We start from the raw sequence: 23230 nt of genomic DNA, 5'->3' as shown, positions 1-23230 counted from the left end.
GCTCTCCCGCCGCTGAGTAGTGCCGGTGAAAGGTCTGTCGCGAAGTCCAACTTGTCCTATAAGCTGATGACATGCCAAGGAGACAAGAGTCTCCGGACGCTGTCAAGGTCCGGACTCTTCCGGTGCAGGTGGCGGCCCACCTGACCCGGCGCATCGTCGGCGGCGAATTCGAAGACGGCCGGGCCCCGTCGGAACTCGACATCTCCCAGGAGTTCGGGGTGTCCCGTGTGGTGGCGCGCGAGACGCTCAAGATCCTCGCCTCGCTCGACATCGTCGACGTCGCGCAGGGCCGCCGCGTCGTCGTTCGCCCCCGCGCCGAGTGGGACTACCTGAGCCCGTTGCTGATCGAGTGGCTGCCCACGGAGATCGTCGACGAGCTGCTGCAGGAGCTGCACCGGACGCGCGCGCTGCTCGAGCCCGAGCTCGCCGCGATGGCCGCGGCCAGCATCACCGACGAGGCGCTGGCCCGGCTCGGGGAGGAGATCGAGCGCATGGCGGCACTCGAGGCGGATCCCGACGCCTACCTCGAGGTCGACCACGAATTCCACATGGAGATCTGCCGGGCGGCCGACAACCGCATCCTCGACCGGATCATGTACTCCGCCCGCTGGCTCGGCACGGCCAGCCGGCGCGTCACCAACGAGGCGCCGGCCGGGCTGCGCCGCGCCACCGCCCAGCACACGGAGATCTACGAGGCGCTCGTGGCGCGCGACCCGGCAGCGGCCCGCGCGGCGATGCGCAACCACCTGAGCAACAACTACTCCACGCTCCTCGCGGAGAAGGGGCAGCGAAGCAAGCGGGCCGCCAAGCGGCGTTGAAGCACTGCACGACCGAGTTCCGGAACCCATGACGAGGACGGACGAGGCATGGCAGCATCGGCGATCCCACCGATCCGGTTGGGCCTGATCGGCACCGGGCTCGCGGTCGAGAAGCTGCACTGGCCGGCGTTGCGCACCCTCGCCGACCGGTACGTCGTCACGGCGTTCACCGACCCCTCCGCGGACCAGCGCAAGCGGTTCACCGGCTACAGCGGAACCGATCCGACCTCGGCCACCGCCGACCGAACCGCGCTGCTCGCCCGCGACGACGTTGACGCCGTGCTGATCTCGGTGCCGATCCCGCACTTGTACGAGGTGGCGTGCGACGCGCTCGCAGCGGGCAAGGACGTGTTCTGCGAGAAGCCGGCCGGTGCCGACGCGGAGCAGGCCGCGGCCTTCCTCGCCCTGGCGGCCGAGCACCCGGACCGCACTTTCATGGTGGGGGAGAACTACTTCTACCGCGACGACTTGCGCTACGCTCGCGCCCTGCTCGACAGCGGCGCGATCGGCCGCCCGCACCTGATGGCGTGGCGGCACGCCGGCCAGTCGGTGCCCCGGGCGGGTGGGTTCACCGGCACGCCGTGGCGGCAGCGTCCGCAGTACCGCGGTGGCGTGCACCTCGACTTCGGCGTGCACCACATCGCCCAGATCCGGTTGCTCTGCGGCGACGTCGCGCGGGTGCACGGCGCCGTGCAGGCGGCCAACAGCACGATCGACGCACCGTCGGACCTCGCGCTCAACCTCGTCTTCACCGGAGGCGCCATCGGCAACTACACCGCGTCCTTCCCCGAAATCCCGGTGCCGCCCGAACCGAACGAGATGCGGCTGTACGGCACCGAGGGCGTGCTCGTGCTCGCCGGATCCGAGTCGGAGCGCCGCGTGACGCGCAGCAGCTCCGACGCCACCACCCACACGACAGTCTTCCGCGGTAGCGACAACGGCTACCGCGCGGAGCTCGTCGACTTCGCCGACGCCGTGCAGTTCGGCGGGCGGCCGGTCGGCAGCGTCGCGCAGAGCGTGGCCAACGCGATGGTCGTCCAGCGGGCGTTCGACTCCGCGGAACAGGCGGCCGCACTGGCGCTCGACCCCGTGCCCGGCGCGGGCCCGGTACCGCTGTGGCGGCCCCGTGGCTCGGCCGGGCTCTTCGACGGGCTGCCAGGACAACGCATCAGCAGTACGGCGTCCTTCGCCGCATGAACGACCCCAGCTTGTGAAGACTCGCAGCGCGGCACTCGCTTCGCTGCCCCGCCGGTTGCAACGTCGCCCCGTCGGTATGAGGAGTTGTCATGGAAGAGAAAACGGACCTGTCGAGGCGCACCTTCCTCGGGGTGAGTGCGCTGGGCGTGCTCAGTCTCGCCGGGTGCGGGAGCGGCCCCGCGCCCGCGCCGCAGGTCGATGTCCAGGTACCCCAGGCCCTGCTCGACCAGGCGGCCGCGCTGCGCGGCGGATCGGTGGGAATGCTCTCGCAAAAGCTGTACTCCGAAGCCGCCAACAAGGCATTGGACCAGTCGCTGCAGGTGTTCGCGCAGGCCACCGGCACCACCGTCCGCAACGACCTGGTCTCCGGCGACGCCGGCGACATGGTCGCGAAGATGGACGCCGAGGTGAAGGCGGGTACCAACCGCGACCTGGCCTTCATGAGCGACCGGCGGTTCGTCGGCCAGCTCCACAACCTCGGCGCCCTCACCGACGTCACCGATGTCGTCAACGAGATGAAAGCGCTTTACGGGGAGCCCGCGACCGAGGCGGCCGACTACTGCGTGTTCGACGGGCGCTGGTTCGCGATCCCCTACCACTTCATCGCGACCGGGATGTACCTGCGCAAGGACTGGTACCAGGAGAAGGGGCTCCCGCTCAAGCCCTACTACTCGTGGGAAGAGCTGCGCGACAACGCATTAACGGTCTCCGACCCGGCGAAGCGGCGCTTCGGCTGGGGGCTCACGGTGAACCGCTCCGGCGACGCCAACGGCTTCATCCAGAACGTCATCGACACCTACGGCGGGGCGATCGCGGACAACACCGGCACGAAGGTGGTGTTCAACTCGCCGGAGACCGTCGAAGCCGTCACGTTCATCGGTGACATCTACACGAACCCGAAGTACCAGCCGATGCTGCCGCCCGGGATCGGCAGCTGGACCGACTCGAGCAACAACGAGAACTGGCTGGCCCAGATCCTGGGGCTCACGCTCAACCAGTTCAGCGTCTACGCCGACTCGAAGACCAAGAAGAACCCGGTCTACGCCAACACGCACGTGTTCAACGGCGCGACCGGGCCGGCGCTCGACCGGCCGCTCGCGTACGGCGAGTCCAACTCGTTCGTCGTGTTCAAGGGGGCGAAGAACCCCGACCTCGCCAAGCTGGTGGCGAAGTTCATGGTCGGCGGGACCGCGCTGCTCGGGGTCGCGAAGGGAGCACCGTGCCTGGTCAATCCCTCATGGGACAAGGTGTGGGACTCCGACCCGTACTACACGAGCGGTGACCCGGCCTTCCCCGCGTTGCGGGAGCAGACCCGCGCGCAGCTCCCGGTGACCACCAAGACCGGCTACGCGTTCCCCCAGGCCCCGAGCCCCGGCGAGCAGGCCGCCCTCGCCGCCTACCTGCTGACCGACATGATGCAGTCGGTCATCCAGGGCACCCGGCCGGCCGACGCCGTCGCCGCGACCCACGGCCGGATCGTCCAGATCTTCGAGCAGCAGGGCTATCGGCAGTGACCCTCCTCCGTCCGCGCTCGGCGCCGCCCCGTCCGGCGCCGGGCGCGTCCTCCTCGCTGACGCGAACGCAGCGGCGGCTCGGCCGGGACTGGCGTCTCGCCGCGCTGTTCATCGGGCCGACACTGGTGCTGGTCGCCGGCCTGATCCTGGTCCCGATCGTCAGCTCGATCTTCACCAGTGCCACGGAACGCCACGGCGCCGAGACGGTTTTCGTCGGGCTGGACAACTACACCGCGCTCATCCACGACGCCTTGTTCCACCAGGGTGTGCTCAACTCGTTCGTCTTCACCGCGTACGCCGAGATCTTCAAGGTGACCTTCGGCCTGATCGCGGCGTTGATGCTGCACCACCTGCGCCGCGGCAAGGCGATCATCGCCGGGGTGATCCTGCTGCCGTGGGTGATCCCGACGGTCGTCACGGCCTTCACCTGGCGGTCGTTGCTCGACCCGATCTTCGGCAGCGTCAACGTCCTGCTCACCGACTCCGGCATCGGGCCCGCACTGGCTTCGCTGGGGCTCGTCGACAAGTGGCCCGCGGAATGGCTGTCCGATCCCGCGCTCGCGATGCCGGCGGTCATCCTGGTCAACGTCTGGAAGGGCATCCCGTTCTTCACGGTGACGTTCCTCGCCGGGCTCAAGGCCATCGACCGCGGTCTCCACGAGGCGGCGATGGTGGACGGCGCCTCGCCGTGGCAGCGCTTCGTGCACATCACGCTGCCGGGACTGCGCCCCGTCATGATCGTGACGGTGCTGCTGTCGTCGATCTGGACGTTCAACAACTTCGACCTGATCTGGCTGATGACCCAGGGCGGACCGGGGGACGCCACCGCGCCGTACGTGATGGTGGCCTACTCGAAGGCCATCCAGCAGCTGCAGCTGGGCGCGGGCGCCGCGGTCACGCTGGTGATGCTGCCGATCATCGCCATCCTCGTGGTGCTCCTCGTGCGGATGATGCGCCGCAGCGACCTGCCGGGCGCGAGCGACCTGGGGCGGGGCAGATCACTGACTCCCGCTCAGCGCAAGGCGCTGCCGTGGGTGATCGTCGTGGGCTCGGTGCTCGTGCTGGTCTGGGCGTCGCCGCACATCGTCTGGAAGGCCGCGCTCGTGCTGGGCGTGTTCGTGGTGCTCACGGCCGCCGTCGGACGGGTCGTCTCCGTGCTCGCCACGCGGGGCAACCGCCTGGCCGCACGCCTGGTCGGCGGCGTCGGTTCGGGGGTCGCGCTGGTGGGCCTGCTGGGTTTCGTGCTCGCCCCGATCTACTGGATGACGATCACGGCCTTCAAGTCCGACGACCAGATCGTCGCGCGCACCGACGACCTCTGGCCGACCCCGTGGAGCACCGAGCAGTTCACCAACCTGTTCACCGGCCGGGCGTTCGGCACCTGGTACGTCAACACGATCCTGGTGTCGGTGGCGTCCACCGTGATCGCCCTGGTCTGCGCGGCGCTGGCCGGTTATGCCCTGGCGCGGTTGAAGTTCCGGGGTTCGGAGAGCTTCACGGTGACGATCCTGCTCACCTACGTGATGCCGGGCGCGTTGCTGTTCATCCCGCTGTACCAGCTGATGAGCGGGATCGGGCTCAACGACTCGTTGTGGTCGCTCGTGCTCGCCTACCCCACGTTCACCCTGCCGTTCGCGACGTGGCTGCTCGTCGGCTACTTCAAGTCGATCCCGGCCGACCTCGAGGAGGCCGCGCTGGTCGACGGCTGCACGCGGTTCGGGGCCTTCGTCCGGATCGTGCTGCCGCTGGCCAAGCCGGGCCTGCTCGCGGTCGCGCTGTTCACGCTCACCAACGCGTGGAACGAGTTCCTGTTCGCCTTCGTGTTCATCACCAAGGACGACTACAAGACGCTGCCCGTCGGCATGCAGTCGATGATCTTCGGCGACGTCGTGCCGCAGGGGCAGCTGGCCGCGGCCTCGCTGCTGGTCAGCATCCCGGTCGTGCTCATGTACGGGTTCGGGCAGCGGTTCCTGACCGAGGGCCTCACCGCGGGGGCGGTGAAGGGATGAGCGAGATCACGGAGGAGCACGTCGCGACGGCGTCGCGGCCCAGCGACCTGCGGATCACCGACCTGCGGGTGGCCAACTTGACCGGCGTGCCGTTCCGCTCGTCGATCATCCGGATCGACACCAACCAAGGGCTGGCCGGCTACGGGGAGGTGCGCGACGGGGCCAGCGCCACCTACGCGCTCGTGCTCAAGAGCCGGCTCGTCGGGGAAAATCCTTGCAACGTCGACAAGATCTTCCGCAAGATCAAGCAGTTCGGGTTCCACGGCCGCCAGGGCGGCGGGGTCTCCGGCGTCGAGATGGCGCTGATGGACCTGGCCGGCAAGGCGTACGGTGTGCCCGCGTACGCGCTGATCGGGGGCCGGTTCCGGGACGAGATCCGCTGCTACGCGGACACGCCGTCGCTGTCGGACCCGCAGGCGATGGGCGCCCGGCTGCTGGAGCGCAAGCGGCGCGGGTTCACGATGCTGAAGATGGACGTGGGCGTCGACCTGCTGTGGGACGTGCCGGGAGCGCTGATCGCGCCGCCGGGTGCCCGCGCGGACGTGACGACGATGCATCCGTTCACCGGCATCCAGGTCACCGCGAAGGGCGTCGACCATCTGGCGTCCTATGTGGACGTAGTCCGCTCTGTCGTCGGCTACGACATCGCGCTCGCCGCTGACCACTTCGGACACATCGCGCTCGACTCCGGCATCCGGATCGGCCGCGCGCTGGAGCCGTTCACCCTGGCGTGGATCGAGGACCTGATCCCGTGGCAGCTGACCGGCCAGTGGCGCCGGCTCACCGAGGCCGTCGCCGTCCCGACGTGCACGGGGGAGGACATCTACCTGCTCGACGGCTTCCGGCCGCTGCTGGACGCCGGCGCCATCCGCGTCGTGCACCCCGACCCCGCGACGGCGGGCGGGATCGCGGAGACCAAGCGGCTCGGCGACTACGCGCAGGAGCGCGGGATCGCGATGGCGCTGCACCTGGCGGCGTCGCCGATCGCGACGATGGCGTGCGTGCACCTGGCCGCCGCCACGGAGAACTTCCTCGCCCTCGAACACCACGCGGCCGAGGTGGAGTTCTGGAGCGACCTCGTCACCGACCTGCCGCGCCCGCTGATCCAGGGCGGCCACATCACGGTGCCGGACACGCCGGGACTGGGGTTCGGCGACCTCGACGAGGAGCTGCTGCGCCGCCACCTCGACCCGCGCGATCCGGTGTTCTTCGCCGAGACGACGCACTGGGACTCCGAATCGAGCCACGACCGGCTGTGGAGCTAGGCGCGGCCCCGCCCGGCGCGCCACCGCTCGTACTCGGGCCGGGCCTCGTCCGACAGCGGGTAATACAGCCGCATGTCGCCGCCCTCGGCCAGCCGGATCCGGGAGAACTCTTCCCATTCCGCGTGCTCCTGAGCGTGGGCAACCAGGGCGGGTGCGAGCTTGACCGGCACCACGACCGCCCCGTCGTCGTCGGCGACGACGATGTCGCCCGGCTCGACGAGCGTGCCACCGCACGCCACCGGCACGTTGACGGCGGCGGGGACGATGCCGGTCTGGGTGTGGAAGTTCGGGGTGGCGCCCCGGATCCACAGCCCGAGGCCGAGCTGCTTGGCCTCGCCGGTGTCGCGCAGGCATCCGTCGACCACGACACCGGCACCGCCTCGGCCCTTGAAGAAGGTCAGCATCATCTCGCCGAACACGCCGCTCTCCATGTCGCCGCGCGCGTCGACGACGATCATGTCGCCGGGCTGGGCGTGGTACATGACGTGCCGGTGCAGCTGTTTCTCCGGTTCTTCGTACTCGTCGACGGGGTAGAGGTCCTCCCGCTTCGGCAGGAACTGCAGCGTCAGCGCCGGGCCGGCCACGCGCACGCCGGGGGTCACCGAAACCGGGCCGCGGATGAACGCGCTGCGGATGCCCATGCGGCTGAGCTCGCCGCTGGCGGTCGCGCTGCCGATGGCCGCGAGGGCCGCGCTGAGCTCGGCGGGCGGGCGAACGATGTCGTGCGTCTCGACCACGTCGGTGGCTCCCTCGGGTCCGCGCTGAGTGACTGTCGGAGAGTCTCGATGAGACTTAGATCCGAGCGTAGCCCGGCGAAGAAACGTGCAACAAGGTCTACCCGGACAGGCGCGCACCGAGCGCCAGGTGAACCGATGAGCACGGCTGAGCGGTGAACACGCGCTGTCGAGCCGCCGGCCACGAACCCGCTCTCCGTCGATTCCACTGTGGACAGGGCGCCGCATCGAGCGGCAAGGACCGATGAGCGCTCCGCCGAGATACCGACCGTTCTCTCTGCTAGACTCGAGCGGATGGTGCACAACACTCGCGGCCAGGTGTCCGAAGCGCGGTCGAGGCTGCTCGCGACGGCCACCCGGATTTTCTACGCGGAGGGTCTGCATTCCGTCGGGATCGACCGGATCGTCGCGGAGGCGAAGGTCACCCGCGCCACGCTGTACCGGCACTTTCCCAGTAAGGAAGACCTCGTCGTCGCCTATCTCCAGAGTGTCTCCGAGATGGAGCGCGAAGGGTTCGACGAGGTCCTCGCCGGTGACCTGCCCGCGGCCGAGGCCCTGCGCGCCATCGCCCGGTCGATCGCCGACAGTATCCGGTCGGCGCACTTCCGCGGCTGCGCCTTCCTCAACGCGGTGGCCGAGTACGCGGATCCCGCGCACCCCGTGCACCAGGCCGTGCTCGCTCACCGCGAGTGGTTCCTCCGCACTGTCACGGACTTGCTCGCGCAGGTGGGCGAAACGCCGCCGGAGCTCGCGGGGCGGCACTTCGTGATGCTGCGCGACGGCGCGATGGCGTCGGGCTGCCTGTCGGACCCCGCTGAGGTCTGCGACACGTTCCTCCAGGGCGTCGACGGAATCCTGCGGTTCCGCCTCGGCTCGGCGGCCGAGAAGAAGCTGCCCGCGGCGCGGGCGACAGCCGGATAGAACGTTCGTCCGTCGACGCGGAGATCGTCTTCCGGCCGACGGGTACCGGAGCTGGGCCTGAGCTGACCCACGATCCGCGCGCGGCCGCCGAACCACGCCCGCGCAGCGCCGCCCTCTCCCGCGCGTAAGACTTTGGATAGAACGTTCTGTCTTGACAACTCGAGGCGACCCCACCATGCTGAATTGAGATAGAACGTTCGGTCTTGTTGGGGGAGTTCCCCCGCAGCCTTGAGAGGATCATCGTGACTACTGTCGACTCGCCCGCCGTAGGTGGGTTCGCCCCGGCGCTGCGCCGGTTGTACTTCGTGCGGTTCGCGTTCGCCATCGTGTGGGCGGTCCTGGTGTTCCTGACGACCAAGTCGGGCTTGGGGGCCGTCGGCGTCGCCCTGGTCGTCGTGTACCCGCTGTTCGACGTGGGTTCGGCCGTGGTGGACGCTCGATCGTCGAAGGAGGCCGGGTCGGCCCGCGGGTTGTACGTGAACATGGCGATCAGCCTGCTCGCGGCCATCGGGATCGCCGTCGCTTCCGCGTCCGGTGTGCCGGGAGTGCTGCGGGTGTGGGGCGCCTGGGCGATCGTGGCCGGGCTGGTCCAGCTGATCGTCGCCATCGGCAGGCGCAAGATGGGCGGCCAGTGGCCGATGATCCTCAGCGGCGGCATTTCCGTGCTGGCCGGCGCCAACTTCGTCATCGGCGCCTCCGCGGCGAACCCGTCACTGTCCACTGTAGCCGGTTATGCCGTGCTCGGCGGCGTCTTCTTCCTCGTCTCGGCGATCCGGCTCGGCCGCGCCGCGAAAGAGAACTGACATGACCACCTACGACGTCATCGTCATCGGGGCCGGCCCGGTCGGGGAGAACGCGGCCGACCGGGTGGTGCGGGGCGGCCTGACCGCCGCGATCGTCGAGCGGGAACTGGTCGGCGGCGAATGCTCCTACTGGGCCTGCATGCCGACCAAGGCGCTGCTGCGCAGCGGTGCGGCACTGCGGGCCGCGCGCCAGGTGCCCGGCGCGCGCGAAGCGGTGACCGGTGAGCTCGACGTGGCGGCCGTGCTGCGCCGCCGCGACTCCTTCGCCTCGAACTGGAACGACGAGGGCCAGGTGTCCTGGCTCGAATCGGCAGGCATCCCGCTGTTCCGCGGGCACGGCCGGATCAGCGCCGACCGGGTCGTTGAGGTGACCGGCGCCGACGGCACCACCACGACGCTGACCGCGCGGCACGCGGTCATCGTCGCCACCGGCAGTGGCGCGCTGGTCCCGGACATCGAAGGACTCCGCGACGCGAAGCCGTGGACGAGCCGGGAAACGGTCGCGGCGAAGGAAGTTCCGGGCCGGCTCGCCGTCATCGGCGGTGGGGTGGTCGCCTCGGAAATGGCGACCGCGTTCTCCGAGCTGGGCTCGTCGGTGACGATGCTGGCCCGGGACGGGCTGCTGCACCTGAACGAGCCGTTCGTCGGCGAGCAGGTCGCGGAGTCCCTGCGGGACAAGGGCGTCTCGGTGCGCATCGGCGCCGAAGCGGGGTCCGTCATGCGCAGCGACGACGGCACGGTGTCCATCACGCTCACCGACGGCGAGCAGATCGAAGCCGACGAACTGCTCGTCGCGATCGGCCGGACCCCGAACACTCAGGACATCGGCCTGGACAACGTCGGCCTGAAGCCGGGCGCCTGGCTCACGGTCGACGGCACGATGCGCGTCGAGGGTGTCGACGGCGGCTGGCTCTTCGCCGCCGGCGACGTCAACCGGCGCGTCCTGCTGACGCACCAGGGCAAGTACCAGGCCCGGCAGGTCGGCGACGTCATCGTGGCCCGCGCCAAGGGCGAAGCGGTCGACGACGGCGAGTGGGGCCGGCACGCGGCGACCGCCGACGAGCGCGCGGTGCCGCAGGTCGTCTTCACCGAACCGGAGATCGCCTCGGTCGGCCTCACCGCGGCCAACGCCGAGGCCGCCGGGCTGCGGATCCGGGTCGTCGACCACGACCTGGCGGCTACCGCCGGATCCGCTGTGCACGCCGAGGGCTACCGGGGCCACGCCCGGATGGTCGTCGACGAGGACCGCAAGGTGATCGTCGGCTTCACCCTCGTCGGCCCGGACGTCGCGGAAATGCTGCACGCCGCGACGATCGCCGTGGCCGGCGAGGTTCCCCTGGACCGGCTCTGGCACGCGGTCCCGGCTTTTCCCACCGTCAGCGAAGTCTGGCTGCGGCTGCTCGAGGCCTACGGCCGCTGACGGGCGGAGCCGGGCTGCCGACGGGAACTGTGGCGATCGGCGGTACGGGTTCCGCTGGTCGAGGGACATGCGCGGCCCGGCAACGGTCCTTAGAGTGGTAGTGGCGATCGTGACGCAGTGACGAAGCCAGAGACGCGCGCGAGGCAATGCCCGGTCCGCGCCGGGCCTGGACGAGCGGGAACCGGTGCGGGGCCGTGCGCCTGCCGCCGGGCGTCGGTGATGGGCCGAAGGTGGATCTCCACCATGATCGATGCAGACCGATTCGAAGGACAAGCGGCGGGCGCCGTGTTCGAGGCATGGGAACGGTTCGTGCGGGGCGAGGATCAGGTCCCCGGCGTCCGGCCCGTCGTGGCGATCTCCTGGCACCGCTGCCGGGAGCGGTACCGGGTCGACCCCCACCTCAGGGAAGCTCCGGTGGCGGCCTCCGGGCGCGACCACACTCCCGAACACGATGTCGTCTTCGCCGAGCTGGGTTTTCGCGCCGCCTCCGTCGCGCACGAAATGGGCGCCCTGCACGGCGTCGTCATCGTCACCGACGCCGCCGGCCGGATCCTGGGCGAGTGGGGCGACCCGGCCACGCTCGCCCGGGCCACCGACTTCAACCTGGCGCCCTGGTTCTGCTGGTCGGAGTGCGCGGCGGGGACGAACGGCATGGGCACGGCGCTCGAGGCGCACGGCCCGGTGCTGATCAGCGGTGCGGAACACTGGTGCCAGGCGTTCCACAACTGGGTCAGCGCGGGCATCGCGGTGCGCGACGTGGTGACGGGGGAGCCGATCGGGGGACTGAACCTCTGCTGCTGGCGCAGCCGGCTTCCCCCGTCCGCGGGCGGGTGGCTGGCTAACGCGGTCGCCAAGACCCAGCGTGCGCTGAAGAGCCGGGCCCGCGACAGCGGCGCCGAGCTGGTCGCGGCCTACACCCAGGCCGGCGCCCGCTCCGGCACGCCGTTGGCCGCGGTGGACCCGGCGGGCAAGGCCGTCATCGCGGACGACAAGGCGAGTGTGCTCATGGGCGTTCCGGCGTCGACCCCGGCGATCGACGCCACCCTGCGGTGGAACCCCGGGCTGCCGGAGCTGATCGCCGCCGCCCGCCACGCCAGCGAGCAGGCCGCGCACAACCCCGACTGGGTCGGCTCGACGCGGATCTTCACCCACCTCGCCGACGAGCCGACCGCGATCAGCATCCGGCCCGTCTTCTCCTCCGCGCACCTGATCGGGCACCTGGTCTCGTTCGGGGTCTCCGAGGGAGCGCCGTTGCCCCAGGCCGAAGAGTCTGGCGTGCCGCCGCGCCGGCTGGTCGGGGTGCGCGAGAACCGGATGGTGCTGCTGCGGCTGCCGGAAGTCTCCCTCGCGGAATCGGAGGGCAACGACGTGTGGCTCTCGACCGCGCAAGGGCGCCTGCGAGCCGCGTCGCCGAGCCTGGACAAGCTCGACACCGAGCTGGCCGGGGCCGGCTTCCTGCGGGTGCACCGCCGGTACGTGGTCAACCTCAGCCGCATCCGGGAGATCGAGCGCGGAGGCAAGGGCGAGCTCCTGCTCATCATGGACGGCGCGGCGGACGAGCTGGTGCCGGTCTCCCGGCGCAACGCTCCGGCCGTGCGCCGCGCGCTGAACATCTGAGCCGCGGAGGACCGCCGTGCGAGACAGCAACCGAGAGTGGTGGCCGGACCGGCTCGACCTGGGGGTCCTCCGGAGGCACCCCGCCGCGGCCGACCCCATGGGGCCGGACTTCGACTACGCCGCGGCGTTCCGGACCCTCGACCTCGACGCCCTGGCGAGCGACGTCGACGACGTGCTGACGACCTCGCAGGAGTGGTGGCCCGCCGACTTCGGCCACTACGGGCCGCTCGTGCTCCGGATGGTCTGGCACGGCGCCGGGACCTACCGGATCGGCGACGGCCGGGGCGGTCCGGCCGCGGGCATGCAGCGCTTCGCGCCGCAGAACAGCTGGCCGGACAACCGCAACCTCGACAAAGCGCGCCGGCTGCTCTGGCCCGTGAAGCGGAAGTACGGCCGCAAGATCTCGTGGGCCGACCTGATGGTCTTCGCGGGCAACCGCGCACTGGAGACGATGGGCTTCACGACCTTCGGCTTCGCTGGTGGGCGCCAGGACGTCTGGGAACCCGACGACGTCGACTGGGGACCCGAGCACGCCTGGCTGAGCGACGAGCGGCACGGCGGCGTCCGGGAACTGCGGCATCCCCTGGCCGCCGACCAGATGGGCCTCATCTACGTCAACCCGGAAGGACCGAACACCGTCCCGGACCCGCTCGCCTCGGCCCGGGACATCCGCCAGACGTTCCGCCGGATGGGGATGAACGACGAGGAGACCGTCGCGCTGATCGCGGGCGGGCACACGTTCGGCAAGACCCACGGCGCCGCCGATCCGGATTCCTTCCTCGGGCCCGGTCCCGAGGGTGCCGCGCTCGAAGAGCAGGGCCTCGGCTGGCGCAGCGGCTACGGCACCGGCACGGGCGCGGACGCGATCACCAGCGGCCTGGCGGGCACCTGGACCCCCACGCCGACGAGCTGGGACAACAGCTTCTTCGAGACCCTGTTCGGCTACGAGTGGGACCTGGCGCTGAGCCCGGCCGGCCTGTGGCAGTGGATCCCGCGCGGCGGTGCGGGCGCCGGCACCGTGCCCGACGCCCACGATCCCGCGAAGACGCACGCCCCGACGATCCTGACGACGGACCTCGCGCTGCGGATGGACCCGGGCTACGAGCCGATCGCCCGGGGTTTCCTGGCCCACCCGGACCGGCTGGCAAGCGCTTTCGCGCGGGTCTGGTTCAAGCTGACGCACCTCGACCTGGGGCCGATCCACCGCTACCTCGGACCGCTGGTTCCACGGGAGCGCCTGCTCTGGCAGGACCCGGTTCCCGCGGTGGACCACGAGCTCGTTTCCGCGCCGGACATCGCGGCGCTCAAGCGGGAGATCCTCGCTTCCGGGTTGTCGGTCGCCGAGCTCGTTTCCACGGCCTGGGCGTCGGCCTCGACGTTCCGCGTCAGCGACCAGCGAGGGGGTGCGAACGGTGCTCGCATCCGCCTGGAACCCCAGCGCGGCTGGGAGGTCAACGAGCCCGATCGGCTCGCGCGGGTGCTGAGCGTCCTGGACGGAGTCCGGGAAGCCGCCGGCGCCAGGATTTCGCTGGCCGACCTGATCGTGCTCGGTGGCGCGGCCGCCATCGAGCACGCGGCCGGCTACGACGTCGAAGTCCCGTTCACGCCGGGACGCACGGACGCGACGCAGGAGTGGACCGACCCGGAGTCTTTCGCCGTGCTCGAACCGGTCGCCGACGGATTCCGCAACTACCCGGGGAAAGGCCCGGAGCGGCAGCTGGTCGACCGAGCGGACCTGCTGGGCCTGAGCGCGCCCGAGATGACGGTGCTCGTGGGCGGCCTGCGCGTCCTCGGCGCGAACCACCGCCGGTCGACGCTGGGCGTGTTCACGTCCCGCCCCGGCGTGCTGACCAACGACTTCTTCGTGAACCTGCTCGACCCGGGCGTGCGGTGGCAGCCGGCCGGGGCGGTCTTCGAGGGCCGCGATCGGGTCACCTCTGAGGTCAGGTGGACCGGCAGCCGCGTCGATCTCGTCTTCGGCGCGCACGCCGAACTGCGCGCGCTGGCGGAGGTCTACGCGTGCGACGACGCGAGGGAGAAGTTCGTGCGCGACTTCGTCGCCGCGTGGGCCAAGGTCATGGACCTCGATCGCTGACGGGCCTGATCGCGGGTGAACGGTAGCCGGTGGCGGATGAACGGCGCGAAGCCCGCTCGGCCGCCTTGCCCGGCGTAGCTTGATTCTCGCCCACGGAGATCCGGGCGAGGAGGACGAAGGCCGATGACGAGCATCCAAGAGCGCGCCGACCTGCTGAACAAGATCGGGTTGGACGCGCAGAACAAAGCATCGCTGGGCGCGGTGCTGGGAACCGGGAACATCGGGCAAGCCGTCGAGGGGCCGGACGGCCGCTTGCAGGCGACCGTCCGCATCAACCCGGACGAGCTGACCTGGGATCCGTCCATTGTGGTCATGCCCCACGAGGGTGATCTCGAACTCGAACTCATCAACGACGACCGGAACACGCACTGCGCCCTGCTGCCGAGCAACGGCGACCGGAAGTTCATCTGGCTGGTCAACCATTCCCGGGGCCGCGCGACGCTCAACCTCGACGGGCCGGGCTACTACTGGTTCAGCTCGCCCACGGGCAACGACGAGGGCCGGGGGCTGACCGGCGCGATCGTCGTCCTCGGGGACGCGCCGCCGGAGGCCCGCCTCGACCGACCCCCGCAGCCGCGGCCCTAGTGAGGAGGACGACATGACTGTCGAGTACGTGGACGCGGGCGAGGCCATCGACCAGGCGAAGCTGAGCGGCAAGGTCGCGGGCGGCGAGATCGCGCCGCCGGTGGTGGCCCGGCTCGGGTACGAGCGCATCCTCAACGCCGGCCAGGAGCCCCACAACTGGCTCACCTACTACGGTTCCTACAACGGGCACCGCTACAGCCCGCTGGACCAGATCAACACCGAGACCGTCAAGCGGCTCGTCCCCGCGTGGATCTTCCAGGCCGGGACGACCGGGCTGATCGCGGGCGCGTCGACCTATTCGTTCGAGGCCGCCCCGATCGTCGTCGACGGGATCATGTTCCTCTCCGGCTGGGACGGCTGGGTGTGGGCCCTCGACGCGAAGACGGGGGTGGAGATCTGGCGGTACAAGCACGCCGTGCCCTTCGACGTTTCGCTGTGCTGCGGGAACGTCAACCGCGGGGTGGCGGTGGCCGCGGGCAAGGTCTTCTTCGTCTCGGCGAACGCGCGGCTGATCGCGCTCGACGCCACCACCGGCAAGCGGGTCTGGGTCAAGACCTACGGCGACGTGCGTGCCGGGGAGAGTGCCACGGTCGCGCCGCTGATCGTGAAGAACCTGGTCATCGTCGGCAGCTCCGGCGGCGAGTTCGGCGTGCGGGGTCACCTCGACGCGTTCGATCTCGAGACCGGTGACCACCAGTGGCGCCTCTACATGGTGCCGAAGCCCGGCGAGCCCGGCTCGGAGACCTGGCCGGCCGAGGGCGAGGCCTGGGCGCGGGGCGGCGCGAACTGCTGGCTCACCGGCACGTTCGACCCGGAGACGAACCTGCTCTACGTGGGCACCGGCAACCCGGCGCCCGACTTCGACGGCGAAGTCCGGGAAGGGGACAACCTCTACACCGACAGCATCGTCGCCGTCGACGTCGACAGCGGCCGGATCCGCTGGCACTACCAGTGCACGCCGCACGATCTGTGGGACTACGACAGCATCGCCGAATGCATCCTGTTCGAGCACGAAGGGCGCAAGCTGCTCGGGCACTTCGACAAGAACGGCTACTTCTTCGTCCTCGACCGCACGGACGGCTCGCTGGTGCGGATCACCCCCTTCGTGGACCGCATCACCTGGGGCGCGATCACGCGCGACGGGAAGGTCACGGCCAAGGTGTACCCGGAGAAGGAGGGCGAGCCGGTCCACTTCTACCCGGGTCCGGCGGGCGCCAAGGAATGGACCCACGCGTCCTACAGCCCGAAGACGGGGCTGTTCTACGTCCCGGTGCAGGACACCGGGGCCACGGCCACCCGGCGGCGCCGGGAGTTCCGGGAGAGCATCCCGTACTGGGGCGCGGGCGTCGCGGTCGACATCGACGACATGGCCGGCTCGGTAAGCGCTTTCGACGCCGACGGCGAGGAGAAGTGGCGCTGGCGCAACGAACTTCCCATGTGCGCGTCGACGCTGGCCACGGGCGGCGACCTGGTGTTCGCCGGCGAACCGTCCGGGGAGTTCAACGCGCTGGACGCGCGGACCGGGGAACTGCTCTGGCAGTTCCAGTGCGGCAGCGGTCACCACAGCAGCCCGACGACGTATGCGATCGACGGACGGCAGTACGTCGCCGTGCCGGTCGGCTGGGGCGGCTGGGCCGAGGGATTCCTCCCCGGCATGCTCGGCGCGGGCCACGGCAGCGCCCTGATCGTCTTCGCCCTGCCGGAAACGTCCTGACCCACCGCCTGCGAAACCCCGCGGAGGAGGTGAAGCCATGGAACATCGAGTCGTTGTGTGGGAGACGCCCGAGTTCGACGAGATCGCCGTCGCGCCCGAGGTGACGATGTACGTCGCCCAGCTGGCCGACTAGCGGACGTGGGACGGCGCCGGGCCAGGGGGTCCGGCGCCGGACCCGCACGGACGGAACGGATGTGATGCGGTGACGACGACAGCCGAGGCGACCTTCGTCGAGACGTTGCGGGCCCACTCGCGCCGCTACCACGACCAGCACCCGTTCCACGTGCGGATGAACGCCGGCCTGCTGAGCCGCGCGCAGATCCGCGGCTGGGTGGCCAATCGCTTCTACTACCAGGAGAACATCCCCCGCAAGGACGCGGCGATCCTCGCCGGCTGCCCCGACGTCGAGGTCCGCCGCCGCTGGATCCGCCGGATCACCGACCACGACGGCCGGCACGCCGGAGAGGGCGGGATCGAGGCGTGGCTGCGCCTCGGCGAGGCCGCCGGGCTGACCCGCGAAGAGGTCCAGGACCACCGGCACCTGGTCCCCGGGGTGCGGTTCGCGGTCGACGCGTACGTGACCTTCGCCCGGACCCGCCCGTGGGTGGAGGCGGTCGCGTCGTCGCTCACCGAGCTGTTCGCGCCCGATCTGATGGCGCAGCGGCTGGCCGCGTTCGAGCGGTGGTACCCGTGGATCGACCCCGCGGGGCTCGCTTACTTCCGGAACCGCCTCCAGCAGGCCCCGCGCGACTGCGAGCACGCACTCGAGGTGGTCACCGAGCACTGCCGGTCCGTCGAGGCCCAGGCGCTCGCCGTCGACGCGTTGTCGTTCAAGTGCGATGTCCTGTGGAGCCTGATGGACGCCATCGACCGCACGTATCCGGAGTGACGGTGTCCGAAGTGCCCACAGTGTCCACAGTGGATCGTCCCCGCCTGGCCCGCCACGTCCGGCTGAGTTTCGACCGGTCCCGGCAGCGCCACGTCCTGCTGCTCCCGGAGACGGTCGTGGTGCTGAACGGCAGCGGAGCGGACATCCTCGAGCTGTGCGACGGGCGGCGCACCGTGGCCGAGGTCGTGGCCGAGCTGGGGGCGCGGTACGGGAGCGTCCCCGAGGACGAGGTGCGGCGGTTCCTGACGCGGCTCGTCGCCCGGCGCTGGGTGGAGTTCGCCGATGGATAGCCCGTTCGGACTGCTGGCCGAGCTCACCTACCGCTGCCCGCTGGCCTGCGCGTACTGCTCCAACCCCGTCAACCTGGCCGACTACTCCGACGAGCTGACCACCGGCGAATGGCGGCGCGTGCTGGCCGAGGCCCGTGAGCTGGGGGTGCTGCAGTGCCACCTGTCCGGCGGCGAACCGCTGCTGCGGCGCGACCTCGTCGAGATCGTCGCGGAAGCCCACGATCTCGGCCTGTACACCAACCTCGTGACCAGCGCCCTCGGGCTTTCGCCGCCGTTGGCGGAGCGGCTGCGCGCCGCCGGCCTGGACCACGTGCAGGTCAGCATCCAGTCCGACGAACCCGTGCTGTCCGACCGGATCGCCGGGACCACCTCCTTCCGGCGCAAGGTCGAGGCCATGCGCGTGGTCAAGGAGCTGGGCTGGCCGCTGACCCTGAACGTGGTGCTGCACCGGCAGAACATCGGCCGCGTCGCCGAACTGCTCGGGCTGGCCGAGGAGGCCGGCGCCGACCGGGTCGAGCTGGCGAACACCCAGTACTACGGCTGGGCGTGGCGAAACCGTGCCGCGCTGCTGCCGAGCCGGGCCCAGCTCGACGCCGCCGAAACCGTCGTCCGGGACGCGCGCGAGCGGCTGCGGGATCGGATGGACGTCCTCTACGTCCTGCCCGACTACTACAGCCGCTACCCGAAGCCCTGCATGGGCGGCTGGGCCTCCCGGCAGCTGACCGTGACGCCGAACGGCGACGTCCTGCCGTGCCCGGCGGCGCAGGCCCTGCCGTTGCCGCGAGCCACCGTGCGGGAGGACTCGCTGGCCCGGATCTGGGCCGAGGCGCCGGTCATGACGGCGTTCCGGGGGACGGACTGGCTGCCGGACCCCTGCCGGAGCTGCGCTCGGCGGGAACTCGACTTCGGGGGATGCCGGTGCCAGGCGTTCGAGCTCACCGGCGACGCTGCGCGCACCGACCCGGTCTGTCACCTCTCGCCCGACCACGACCTCGTCGCGCGGGCCGTCGAAGCGGCGAACGCCGGCTCCGTCAGTCCGCCTCCACCGGTGCCCCGCCGAAGAACGCGAAGCTGAGGGCCCAGTAGGCGATGTAGAGCGCGAGCAGCAGGAAGCCGTGCCAGCGCCGCAACCGGCGGGTGTAGAGGAAGTACGCCGCGAGGGCCGTCATGCCGACGAGCACCGGCAGGTGCCAGGAGAGGACGTCGTCGTCGACGACGATGCTGCCCCCCGCGAGCAGGATGATGCCGAGCTTCGCGGTCACGCCGAAGACGACACTGCCGATGACGTTTCCGACGCCCAGTTCGGGCGCGCCCTTGCGGGTGGGTTCGACGGTCAGGAACAGATCCTCGAGGGTGAGCACGAGGGTGGCGATCGTGGCGCCGAACAAGGCGCCCTGGAGGTGGTAGTCCTCGAGGATCCCTTGGGTGCCGTAACTGGTGATGGCGGCGCCGGCGACGAGCCCGGCCAGCGTGGCGACGGCGAACCCGAGCGCGGCCCAGCCGGGGAGCGGGCGGTTCTTGCCGAACGGCATCGTCACGGCGAAGGGTGGCTTGTCGGTGGGGGCGTCGCTCGTCGGCGGCGGGCCGGGCCGCGCGCCGACCGCCAGCTTTTCGAGGACTTCCGCGTTGCGGAAGACCGGTGTGGTGCGCTTGAGCTCCCGGGCGGTCACGTAGCCGATGAAGGCCACGAAAAGCAGTACGAGCACCACGCCGTAGAGCGGTGTGAGGGGTTGGAAGACGACGAACGGGATCAGCACCACCGGCGCGGCGGCGAACAGTGCGAGGTACGGGCGCGGGAGGTCCACTTTCGTCGGCGAAATGATCGCGGCGAGGGCGAGCACGATTCCGATCATCGAGATCGCCGTGCCGAAGACGGTTCCCAGCGCGACATCGCTGAGATCTTCGACGTTCAGCGCGACGCCGAGCGCGACGTCGTCGAATTCGATTCCGGTGAAGACGATCGCGAGCAGGAACACCGAGACCCGCAGCCCGGCCGCCGCGCCCACGAGGTAGACGATCAGCTTCTCCGCGCTGTAGATCAGCAAAGCCGCGCCGACGACGAACATCACGATCGACATCGCACCGGAGTTCCTTTCCGAGAAGGCCCCCGTATCCGATCGTCGCAGATCGATGTCGTTCCGGCCATGCTTTCTCGCCCGGGTGAAAACAAGAGCGAGAAAACTTTCCATTCACGGGCGGAGTCCTACGATTTCCGCTGCGGTCGGTACCGGCATTACGATCCGGGGGTGACCGGCTCGTTCTGGTGGGATCTCCTGATCGGTGTTGCTTCGGCCTTGCTGGTGGCCTGGCTCGCGCTGGTCGTGGTCCTGATCGTGGTGCGGCCCCGGGGCGGCCTGCTGCGCGAGGCGTTGCGGCTGCTGCCCGACGTGCTGCGCCTGGTCCGCGCGCTCGCCGCGGACCCCGCCCTCCCACGCGGCATCCGGATCCGGCTGGGACTCCTGCTGGCCTACCTGGCCTTCCCGATCGACCTGATCCCCGACGTGATCCCGGTCCTCGGTTATGCCGACGACGCGATCGTCGTCATCGCGGTGCTCCGCGGTGTCATCCGCCGCGCCGGGCTCGAGGCCGTGCGGGCGCGCTGGCCCGGCACGGACGACGGTTTCGCCGTTCTCACCCGCCTGGCCGGGCTGGACCGTTCCGCGTGAAGACCGGGTGCCGCGGGCTCCTCGCCTTCTATCACGGCCTGGCACAGGGGGATACCGTCGGTGCCGCGATGATGTCGGCGCGGCTCGCTGCGCGCCAAAACCGGCCCGACGATCCGTCCTGGTCGGCCTATACCATCTACGCACACCCACGCACCCGGGTGATGCTCGGCAGCTAGGGCTCCTGCCTGCGGTTTCATCGAGCTGCTCGCCCCGAACCGACCGGGGACGCCCACGGCGACCATCGGTCGCCCCGGCGCCGTTGATGCTGGGACCGGATCCGTGTGCGCCGGCGGCCCGGCAACGAAGCGCACGATGCCGAGCAGGGCACGGTGCCCGACCAGCATCCTTGTCCCGATGTACTTCCGTTCGGCTGACTTGGAAGTGCAGGCTTCCAGCGGTTGGCGCGACGAAGGTTCGCCGGGCCTCGCGGACAGCTGTCCTGCTCTGACCCCCACGGCTACCGGCCCGATCCTGTCGGGTTCGGGCTCGTCAACAACGCCGGCATCTTCCGGTTCGCCGGCACCGTCGAGACCGATCAGGCGACCTTCGACGCGCACATCGACGTGAACCTGCGCGCCCCGTTCCTCCTCGTCCAAGCCCTCGCGCCCGCGATGGCGACACGAGGTCGGGGCGCGGTGATCAACATCAGCAGTGGCGCCGCGGCCGCACCCGGATTCGGCACCGGCATCTACGGCGCCTCGAAGGCGGCCCTGGAGTCCCTCACTCGCGTGTGGGCGGCGGAGTTCGGATCGGCCGGTGTCCGCGTCAACGCCGTGGCCGCGGGACCGACCCGCACCGAGGGCACCGCGGCCTACGGTGCTGCTTTCCAAGCAGCGGCCAAGTCGGTGGCCCTGCAGCGCTTGGCCGAGGCCGAGGAGATCGCCGGCGCCGTGGCGTTCCTCGCCTCCGACGCCGCCAGCTACGTCAACGGAACGACCCTCGACGCCATCGGTGGCCTCCCCGCCGTCGGCTGAACAGCGGGACGGATCGAAGCCACGGTGGGCCGCCGGATGGAGCGCCTCGACGGTAGCCTCGTCCCGTGAAGACGGCTCTCATCGTCGGTGACCTCCAGCGGGGCATCACCGACCACTACGACTTCGCCGCAGCCGCCGTACCCCGCGTCGCGGACCTGCTACCGAGGGCGCGCGCCGCCGGGGTGCTCGTGGTGTTCATCCGGACCGCTTTCCGCGTCAACCGCGCCGACCTCCCGGACGACGATCCGTTGTTCGCGGGGTTCTTCGACGCCGGCGACTCGTTCCACGAGGGCTCGGCGGGCACCGAGCCGGCGCTGCCCGTGCACGAGGAGGACGTCGTGGTGGTCAAGCGCCGCGCGAGCGCGTTCGCGGGCACGGACCTGGACGTCGTGCTGCGGGCGCGGGGGATCGGCGCGGTCGTGGTCACCGGGGTGGCCACCAGCGCGATGGTCGCCGCCACCTGCTACGACGCCGCCGACCGCGGCTACCGCGTGGCGGTGTTGTCGGACGGGTGCGGCGACGTCGACCCGGAGGTGCACGACCTGCTGGTGCGCAAGGTCTTCCCGGGCCGCGGCTTCACCATCGGCACCTGCGCGAACTGGTCTCCGCGGGCGTGAGTCAACGACTCGCCGCCACGGGCTCGCGCGGCCGGGTCGGGGCGGGGAGGCCGTAGCGGGCGTCGAGCACCTGCATGGCCGCGCCGGCGGCCACGACGTCCGGGCCCAGCGAGGTCAGGGAAACCTCCACGGTGAGCCAGTCGGCGCCCGGCAGCTGGGTGCGCACGGCGTGTTCGACGGCCTCCCGGTAGAGGTCGCCGTGGGGGAGCAGGTCCGCCCCGCCGAGGACGATGTGGCCGAGGTCGAGGGTCTGCAGGAGGTTGACCACGCCGGTCGCGAGCACGGCGGCGGCCGCCGCGGGGTCGGGGGCCTGCTCGTGGACGGCTTCCAGGCAGCCGTGCCGGCCGCAGGCGCAGAGCGGTCCGTCGAGCTGGACGACGGCGTGGCCGAACTCGCTGGCGTTGGTGTGCGAACCGCGGTGGGCGCTGCCGCCGAGCCACAGGCCGGCGCCCACTCCGGCGTCGACCACGACCAGGGCCGCGTCGCGGAAGGTGGTTCCGCGGCGCCAGGCTTCGGCCGTGACGCCGGCGGTGACGTCCTTGTCGACGACCACGGGCAGTCCCAGCCGCGCCTCGGCGAGCTCGGCCAGCGGGACGTCTCGCCAGTGCCGTAGCCGGTGGGCGCCGCGGACGGTGCCGGTCGACTGGTCGAGCGGCCCGATCATGCCGATGCCGACCCCGGCGAGCTCCGGGGCGGCCAGGCGGTGCTCGGTGATCATCGTCGTGACGCCGGACGCCAGTTCGTCCAGCAGCTGGTCCGGCGTGAAGTCGGCGGGCAGTGGCGTCGCCGTCGAAGCGTGGACGGTGCCGGCCAGGTCGGCGAGGACCAGGCGCAGCGCGCGGCGGCTGACGTGCGCGCCGATCGCCCAGCGGCTGCCGGGGACGAGCCGGTAGACCGCGGCCGGTTTGCCTCGCGGCGGGCGCCGCACGCCGGCCGGCTCGAGCAACCCTTCGTCGACCAGCCGGGCCAGCACCTTCGACACGGCCTGCGGGGTCAGCCCGGTGACCTCGGCGACGGTGCCGCGCTCGAGCGTGGGCACGGTCCGGGCCAGCGCGATCACCAGCGCTTCGTGGTAGTCCCGCAGGAAAGCCAGGTGCACGGC

The 23230-nt window shown here is 70.7% G+C and carries 22 protein-coding genes; 19 read left to right on the top strand and 3 right to left on the bottom strand.

Going from position 1 to position 23230, the window contains the following annotated elements; translation table 11 throughout:
* Positions 1 to 71 precede the first annotated feature (71 nt).
* From AB0N03_RS26565 to AB0N03_RS26545, 5 genes are all read left to right on the top strand, one after another.
* Positions 72 to 818: an FCD domain-containing protein gene (locus AB0N03_RS26565; RefSeq protein ID WP_364377054.1), complete on the top strand. Its 747-nt coding sequence runs from the start codon at positions 72 to 74 to the stop codon at positions 816 to 818.
* Between the two features lie 48 nt (positions 819 to 866).
* Entirely contained in the window at positions 867 to 2015 is a 1149-nt protein-coding gene (locus tag AB0N03_RS26560) for a Gfo/Idh/MocA family oxidoreductase (RefSeq protein WP_364377052.1), read from the top strand.
* An 89-nt stretch (positions 2016 to 2104) separates the two neighbouring features.
* Positions 2105 to 3529, top strand: coding sequence for an extracellular solute-binding protein (locus tag AB0N03_RS26555; RefSeq protein ID WP_364377050.1), 1425 nt, complete (start codon positions 2105 to 2107; stop codon positions 3527 to 3529).
* Complete coding sequence (locus AB0N03_RS26550) at positions 3526 to 5538, top strand: ABC transporter permease subunit (RefSeq protein ID WP_364377048.1); 2013 nt, start codon at positions 3526 to 3528, stop codon at positions 5536 to 5538. Before AB0N03_RS26555 ends, AB0N03_RS26550 begins: the two co-directional genes overlap by 4 nt.
* A complete protein-coding gene (locus AB0N03_RS26545; RefSeq protein WP_364377046.1) occupies positions 5535 to 6803 on the top strand; it encodes a mandelate racemase/muconate lactonizing enzyme family protein in 1269 nt (422 codons plus the stop codon). Before AB0N03_RS26550 ends, AB0N03_RS26545 begins: the two co-directional genes overlap by 4 nt.
* On the opposite strand, the gene AB0N03_RS26540 is transcribed toward AB0N03_RS26545, so the two are convergent.
* Positions 6800 to 7540, bottom strand: a complete 741-nt coding sequence (locus AB0N03_RS26540) for a ribonuclease activity regulator RraA (protein WP_364377044.1) — start codon at positions 7538 to 7540, stop codon at positions 6800 to 6802. The two genes, AB0N03_RS26545 and AB0N03_RS26540, sit on opposite strands and share 4 nt — an antisense overlap.
* A 291-nt stretch (positions 7541 to 7831) precedes the next feature.
* On the opposite strand from AB0N03_RS26540, the gene AB0N03_RS26535 reads away from it, so the two are divergent.
* From AB0N03_RS26535 to pqqE, 11 genes are all read left to right on the top strand, one after another.
* The gene (locus AB0N03_RS26535; RefSeq protein WP_364377042.1) at positions 7832 to 8458 is read left to right on the top strand and encodes a TetR/AcrR family transcriptional regulator; all 627 of its coding nucleotides are present in this window, start codon (positions 7832 to 7834) and stop codon (positions 8456 to 8458) included.
* Positions 8459 to 8697: 239 nt separating this feature from the next.
* Complete coding sequence (locus AB0N03_RS26530) at positions 8698 to 9261, top strand: hypothetical protein (RefSeq protein ID WP_364377081.1); 564 nt, start codon at positions 8698 to 8700, stop codon at positions 9259 to 9261.
* A gap of 1 nt (position 9262) precedes the next feature.
* Entirely contained in the window at positions 9263 to 10681 is a 1419-nt protein-coding gene (locus AB0N03_RS26525) for an NAD(P)/FAD-dependent oxidoreductase (protein WP_364377040.1), read from the top strand.
* Positions 10682 to 10924: 243 nt separating this feature from the next.
* Positions 10925 to 12298 (top strand): LytTR family transcriptional regulator DNA-binding domain-containing protein, encoded by a 1374-nt coding sequence (locus tag AB0N03_RS26520; RefSeq protein ID WP_364377038.1) that lies wholly within the window; start codon positions 10925 to 10927, stop codon positions 12296 to 12298.
* A 16-nt stretch (positions 12299 to 12314) separates the two neighbouring features.
* Positions 12315 to 14393, top strand: a complete 2079-nt coding sequence (gene katG, locus AB0N03_RS26515; protein ID WP_364377036.1) for a catalase/peroxidase HPI — start codon at positions 12315 to 12317, stop codon at positions 14391 to 14393.
* Between the two features lie 123 nt (positions 14394 to 14516).
* A complete protein-coding gene (locus AB0N03_RS26510; protein WP_364377035.1) occupies positions 14517 to 14978 on the top strand; it encodes an MSMEG_3727 family PQQ-associated protein in 462 nt (153 codons plus the stop codon).
* Between the two features lie 13 nt (positions 14979 to 14991).
* Positions 14992 to 16692 (top strand): PQQ-dependent dehydrogenase, methanol/ethanol family, encoded by a 1701-nt coding sequence (locus tag AB0N03_RS26505; protein ID WP_364377033.1) that lies wholly within the window; start codon positions 14992 to 14994, stop codon positions 16690 to 16692.
* Positions 16693 to 16729: 37 nt separating this feature from the next.
* The gene (gene pqqA, locus AB0N03_RS26500; protein ID WP_364377031.1) at positions 16730 to 16825 is read left to right on the top strand and encodes a pyrroloquinoline quinone precursor peptide PqqA; all 96 of its coding nucleotides are present in this window, start codon (positions 16730 to 16732) and stop codon (positions 16823 to 16825) included.
* Between the two features lie 69 nt (positions 16826 to 16894).
* Positions 16895 to 17581: a pyrroloquinoline-quinone synthase PqqC gene (gene pqqC / locus AB0N03_RS26495; RefSeq protein ID WP_364377029.1), complete on the top strand. Its 687-nt coding sequence runs from the start codon at positions 16895 to 16897 to the stop codon at positions 17579 to 17581.
* A gap of 2 nt (positions 17582 to 17583) precedes the next feature.
* A complete protein-coding gene (gene pqqD / locus AB0N03_RS26490) occupies positions 17584 to 17871 on the top strand; it encodes a pyrroloquinoline quinone biosynthesis peptide chaperone PqqD (RefSeq protein WP_364377027.1) in 288 nt (95 codons plus the stop codon).
* Positions 17864 to 18946 carry a pyrroloquinoline quinone biosynthesis protein PqqE gene (gene pqqE, locus AB0N03_RS26485; protein ID WP_364377025.1) on the top strand — a complete coding sequence of 361 codons (1083 nt, stop codon included), beginning with the start codon at positions 17864 to 17866 and terminating at the stop codon, positions 18944 to 18946. Before pqqD ends, pqqE begins: the two co-directional genes overlap by 8 nt.
* On the opposite strand, the gene AB0N03_RS26480 is transcribed toward pqqE, so the two are convergent.
* Positions 18903 to 19949 carry a sodium:proton exchanger gene (locus AB0N03_RS26480; protein WP_364377023.1) on the bottom strand — a complete coding sequence of 349 codons (1047 nt, stop codon included), beginning with the start codon at positions 19947 to 19949 and terminating at the stop codon, positions 18903 to 18905. The two genes, pqqE and AB0N03_RS26480, sit on opposite strands and share 44 nt — an antisense overlap.
* A gap of 168 nt (positions 19950 to 20117) precedes the next feature.
* Between AB0N03_RS26480 and AB0N03_RS26475 the strand changes: the two genes are divergently transcribed.
* The 3 genes from AB0N03_RS26475 to AB0N03_RS26465 all read left to right on the top strand — a co-directional run bounded on the left by AB0N03_RS26475 (position 20118) and on the right by AB0N03_RS26465 (position 22128).
* Complete coding sequence (locus AB0N03_RS26475) at positions 20118 to 20537, top strand: DUF1232 domain-containing protein (RefSeq protein WP_364377021.1); 420 nt, start codon at positions 20118 to 20120, stop codon at positions 20535 to 20537.
* 398 nt (positions 20538 to 20935) lie between these two features.
* Positions 20936 to 21511: an SDR family oxidoreductase gene (locus AB0N03_RS26470; RefSeq protein WP_364377019.1), complete on the top strand. Its 576-nt coding sequence runs from the start codon at positions 20936 to 20938 to the stop codon at positions 21509 to 21511.
* A gap of 65 nt (positions 21512 to 21576) precedes the next feature.
* Positions 21577 to 22128: an isochorismatase family cysteine hydrolase gene (locus AB0N03_RS26465; RefSeq protein WP_364377017.1), complete on the top strand. Its 552-nt coding sequence runs from the start codon at positions 21577 to 21579 to the stop codon at positions 22126 to 22128.
* 1 nt (position 22129) lies between these two features.
* Here AB0N03_RS26465 and AB0N03_RS26460 read toward each other — a convergent pair whose 3' ends face one another.
* Entirely contained in the window at positions 22130 to 23227 is a 1098-nt protein-coding gene (locus AB0N03_RS26460) for an ROK family transcriptional regulator (protein WP_364377015.1), read from the bottom strand.
* Between the last annotated feature and the right edge of the window lie 3 nt (positions 23228 to 23230).

It is taken from the genome of Amycolatopsis sp. NPDC051061 (assembly GCF_040682935.1).
Lineage (GTDB): Bacteria > Actinomycetota > Actinomycetes > Mycobacteriales > Pseudonocardiaceae > Amycolatopsis.
The sequence above is the reverse complement of the archived record's forward strand: the minus strand, read 5'-3'. Positions and strand labels throughout refer to the sequence as shown.

Bases quoted from the DNA above. Each gene is read 5' to 3' on its own strand.
- AB0N03_RS26565 (WP_364377054.1), top strand. From the start codon at position 72: ATGCCAAGGAGACAAGAGTCTCCGGACGCTGTCAAGGTCCGGACTCTT.
- AB0N03_RS26560 (WP_364377052.1), top strand. From the start codon at position 867: ATGGCAGCATCGGCGATCCCACCGATCCGGTTGGGCCTGATCGGCACC.
- AB0N03_RS26555 (WP_364377050.1), top strand. From the start codon at position 2,105: ATGGAAGAGAAAACGGACCTGTCGAGGCGCACCTTCCTCGGGGTGAGT.
- AB0N03_RS26545 (WP_364377046.1), top strand. From the start codon at position 5,535: ATGAGCGAGATCACGGAGGAGCACGTCGCGACGGCGTCGCGGCCCAGC.
- AB0N03_RS26535 (WP_364377042.1), top strand. From the start codon at position 7,832: ATGGTGCACAACACTCGCGGCCAGGTGTCCGAAGCGCGGTCGAGGCTG.
- AB0N03_RS26525 (WP_364377040.1), top strand. From the start codon at position 9,263: ATGACCACCTACGACGTCATCGTCATCGGGGCCGGCCCGGTCGGGGAG.
- AB0N03_RS26520 (WP_364377038.1), top strand. From the start codon at position 10,925: ATGATCGATGCAGACCGATTCGAAGGACAAGCGGCGGGCGCCGTGTTC.
- AB0N03_RS26510 (WP_364377035.1), top strand. From the start codon at position 14,517: ATGACGAGCATCCAAGAGCGCGCCGACCTGCTGAACAAGATCGGGTTG.
- AB0N03_RS26505 (WP_364377033.1), top strand. From the start codon at position 14,992: ATGACTGTCGAGTACGTGGACGCGGGCGAGGCCATCGACCAGGCGAAG.
- pqqA (WP_364377031.1), top strand. From the start codon at position 16,730: ATGGAACATCGAGTCGTTGTGTGGGAGACGCCCGAGTTCGACGAGATC.
- pqqE (WP_364377025.1), top strand. From the start codon at position 17,864: ATGGATAGCCCGTTCGGACTGCTGGCCGAGCTCACCTACCGCTGCCCG.
- AB0N03_RS26480 (WP_364377023.1), bottom strand. From the start codon at position 19,949: ATGTCGATCGTGATGTTCGTCGTCGGCGCGGCTTTGCTGATCTACAGC.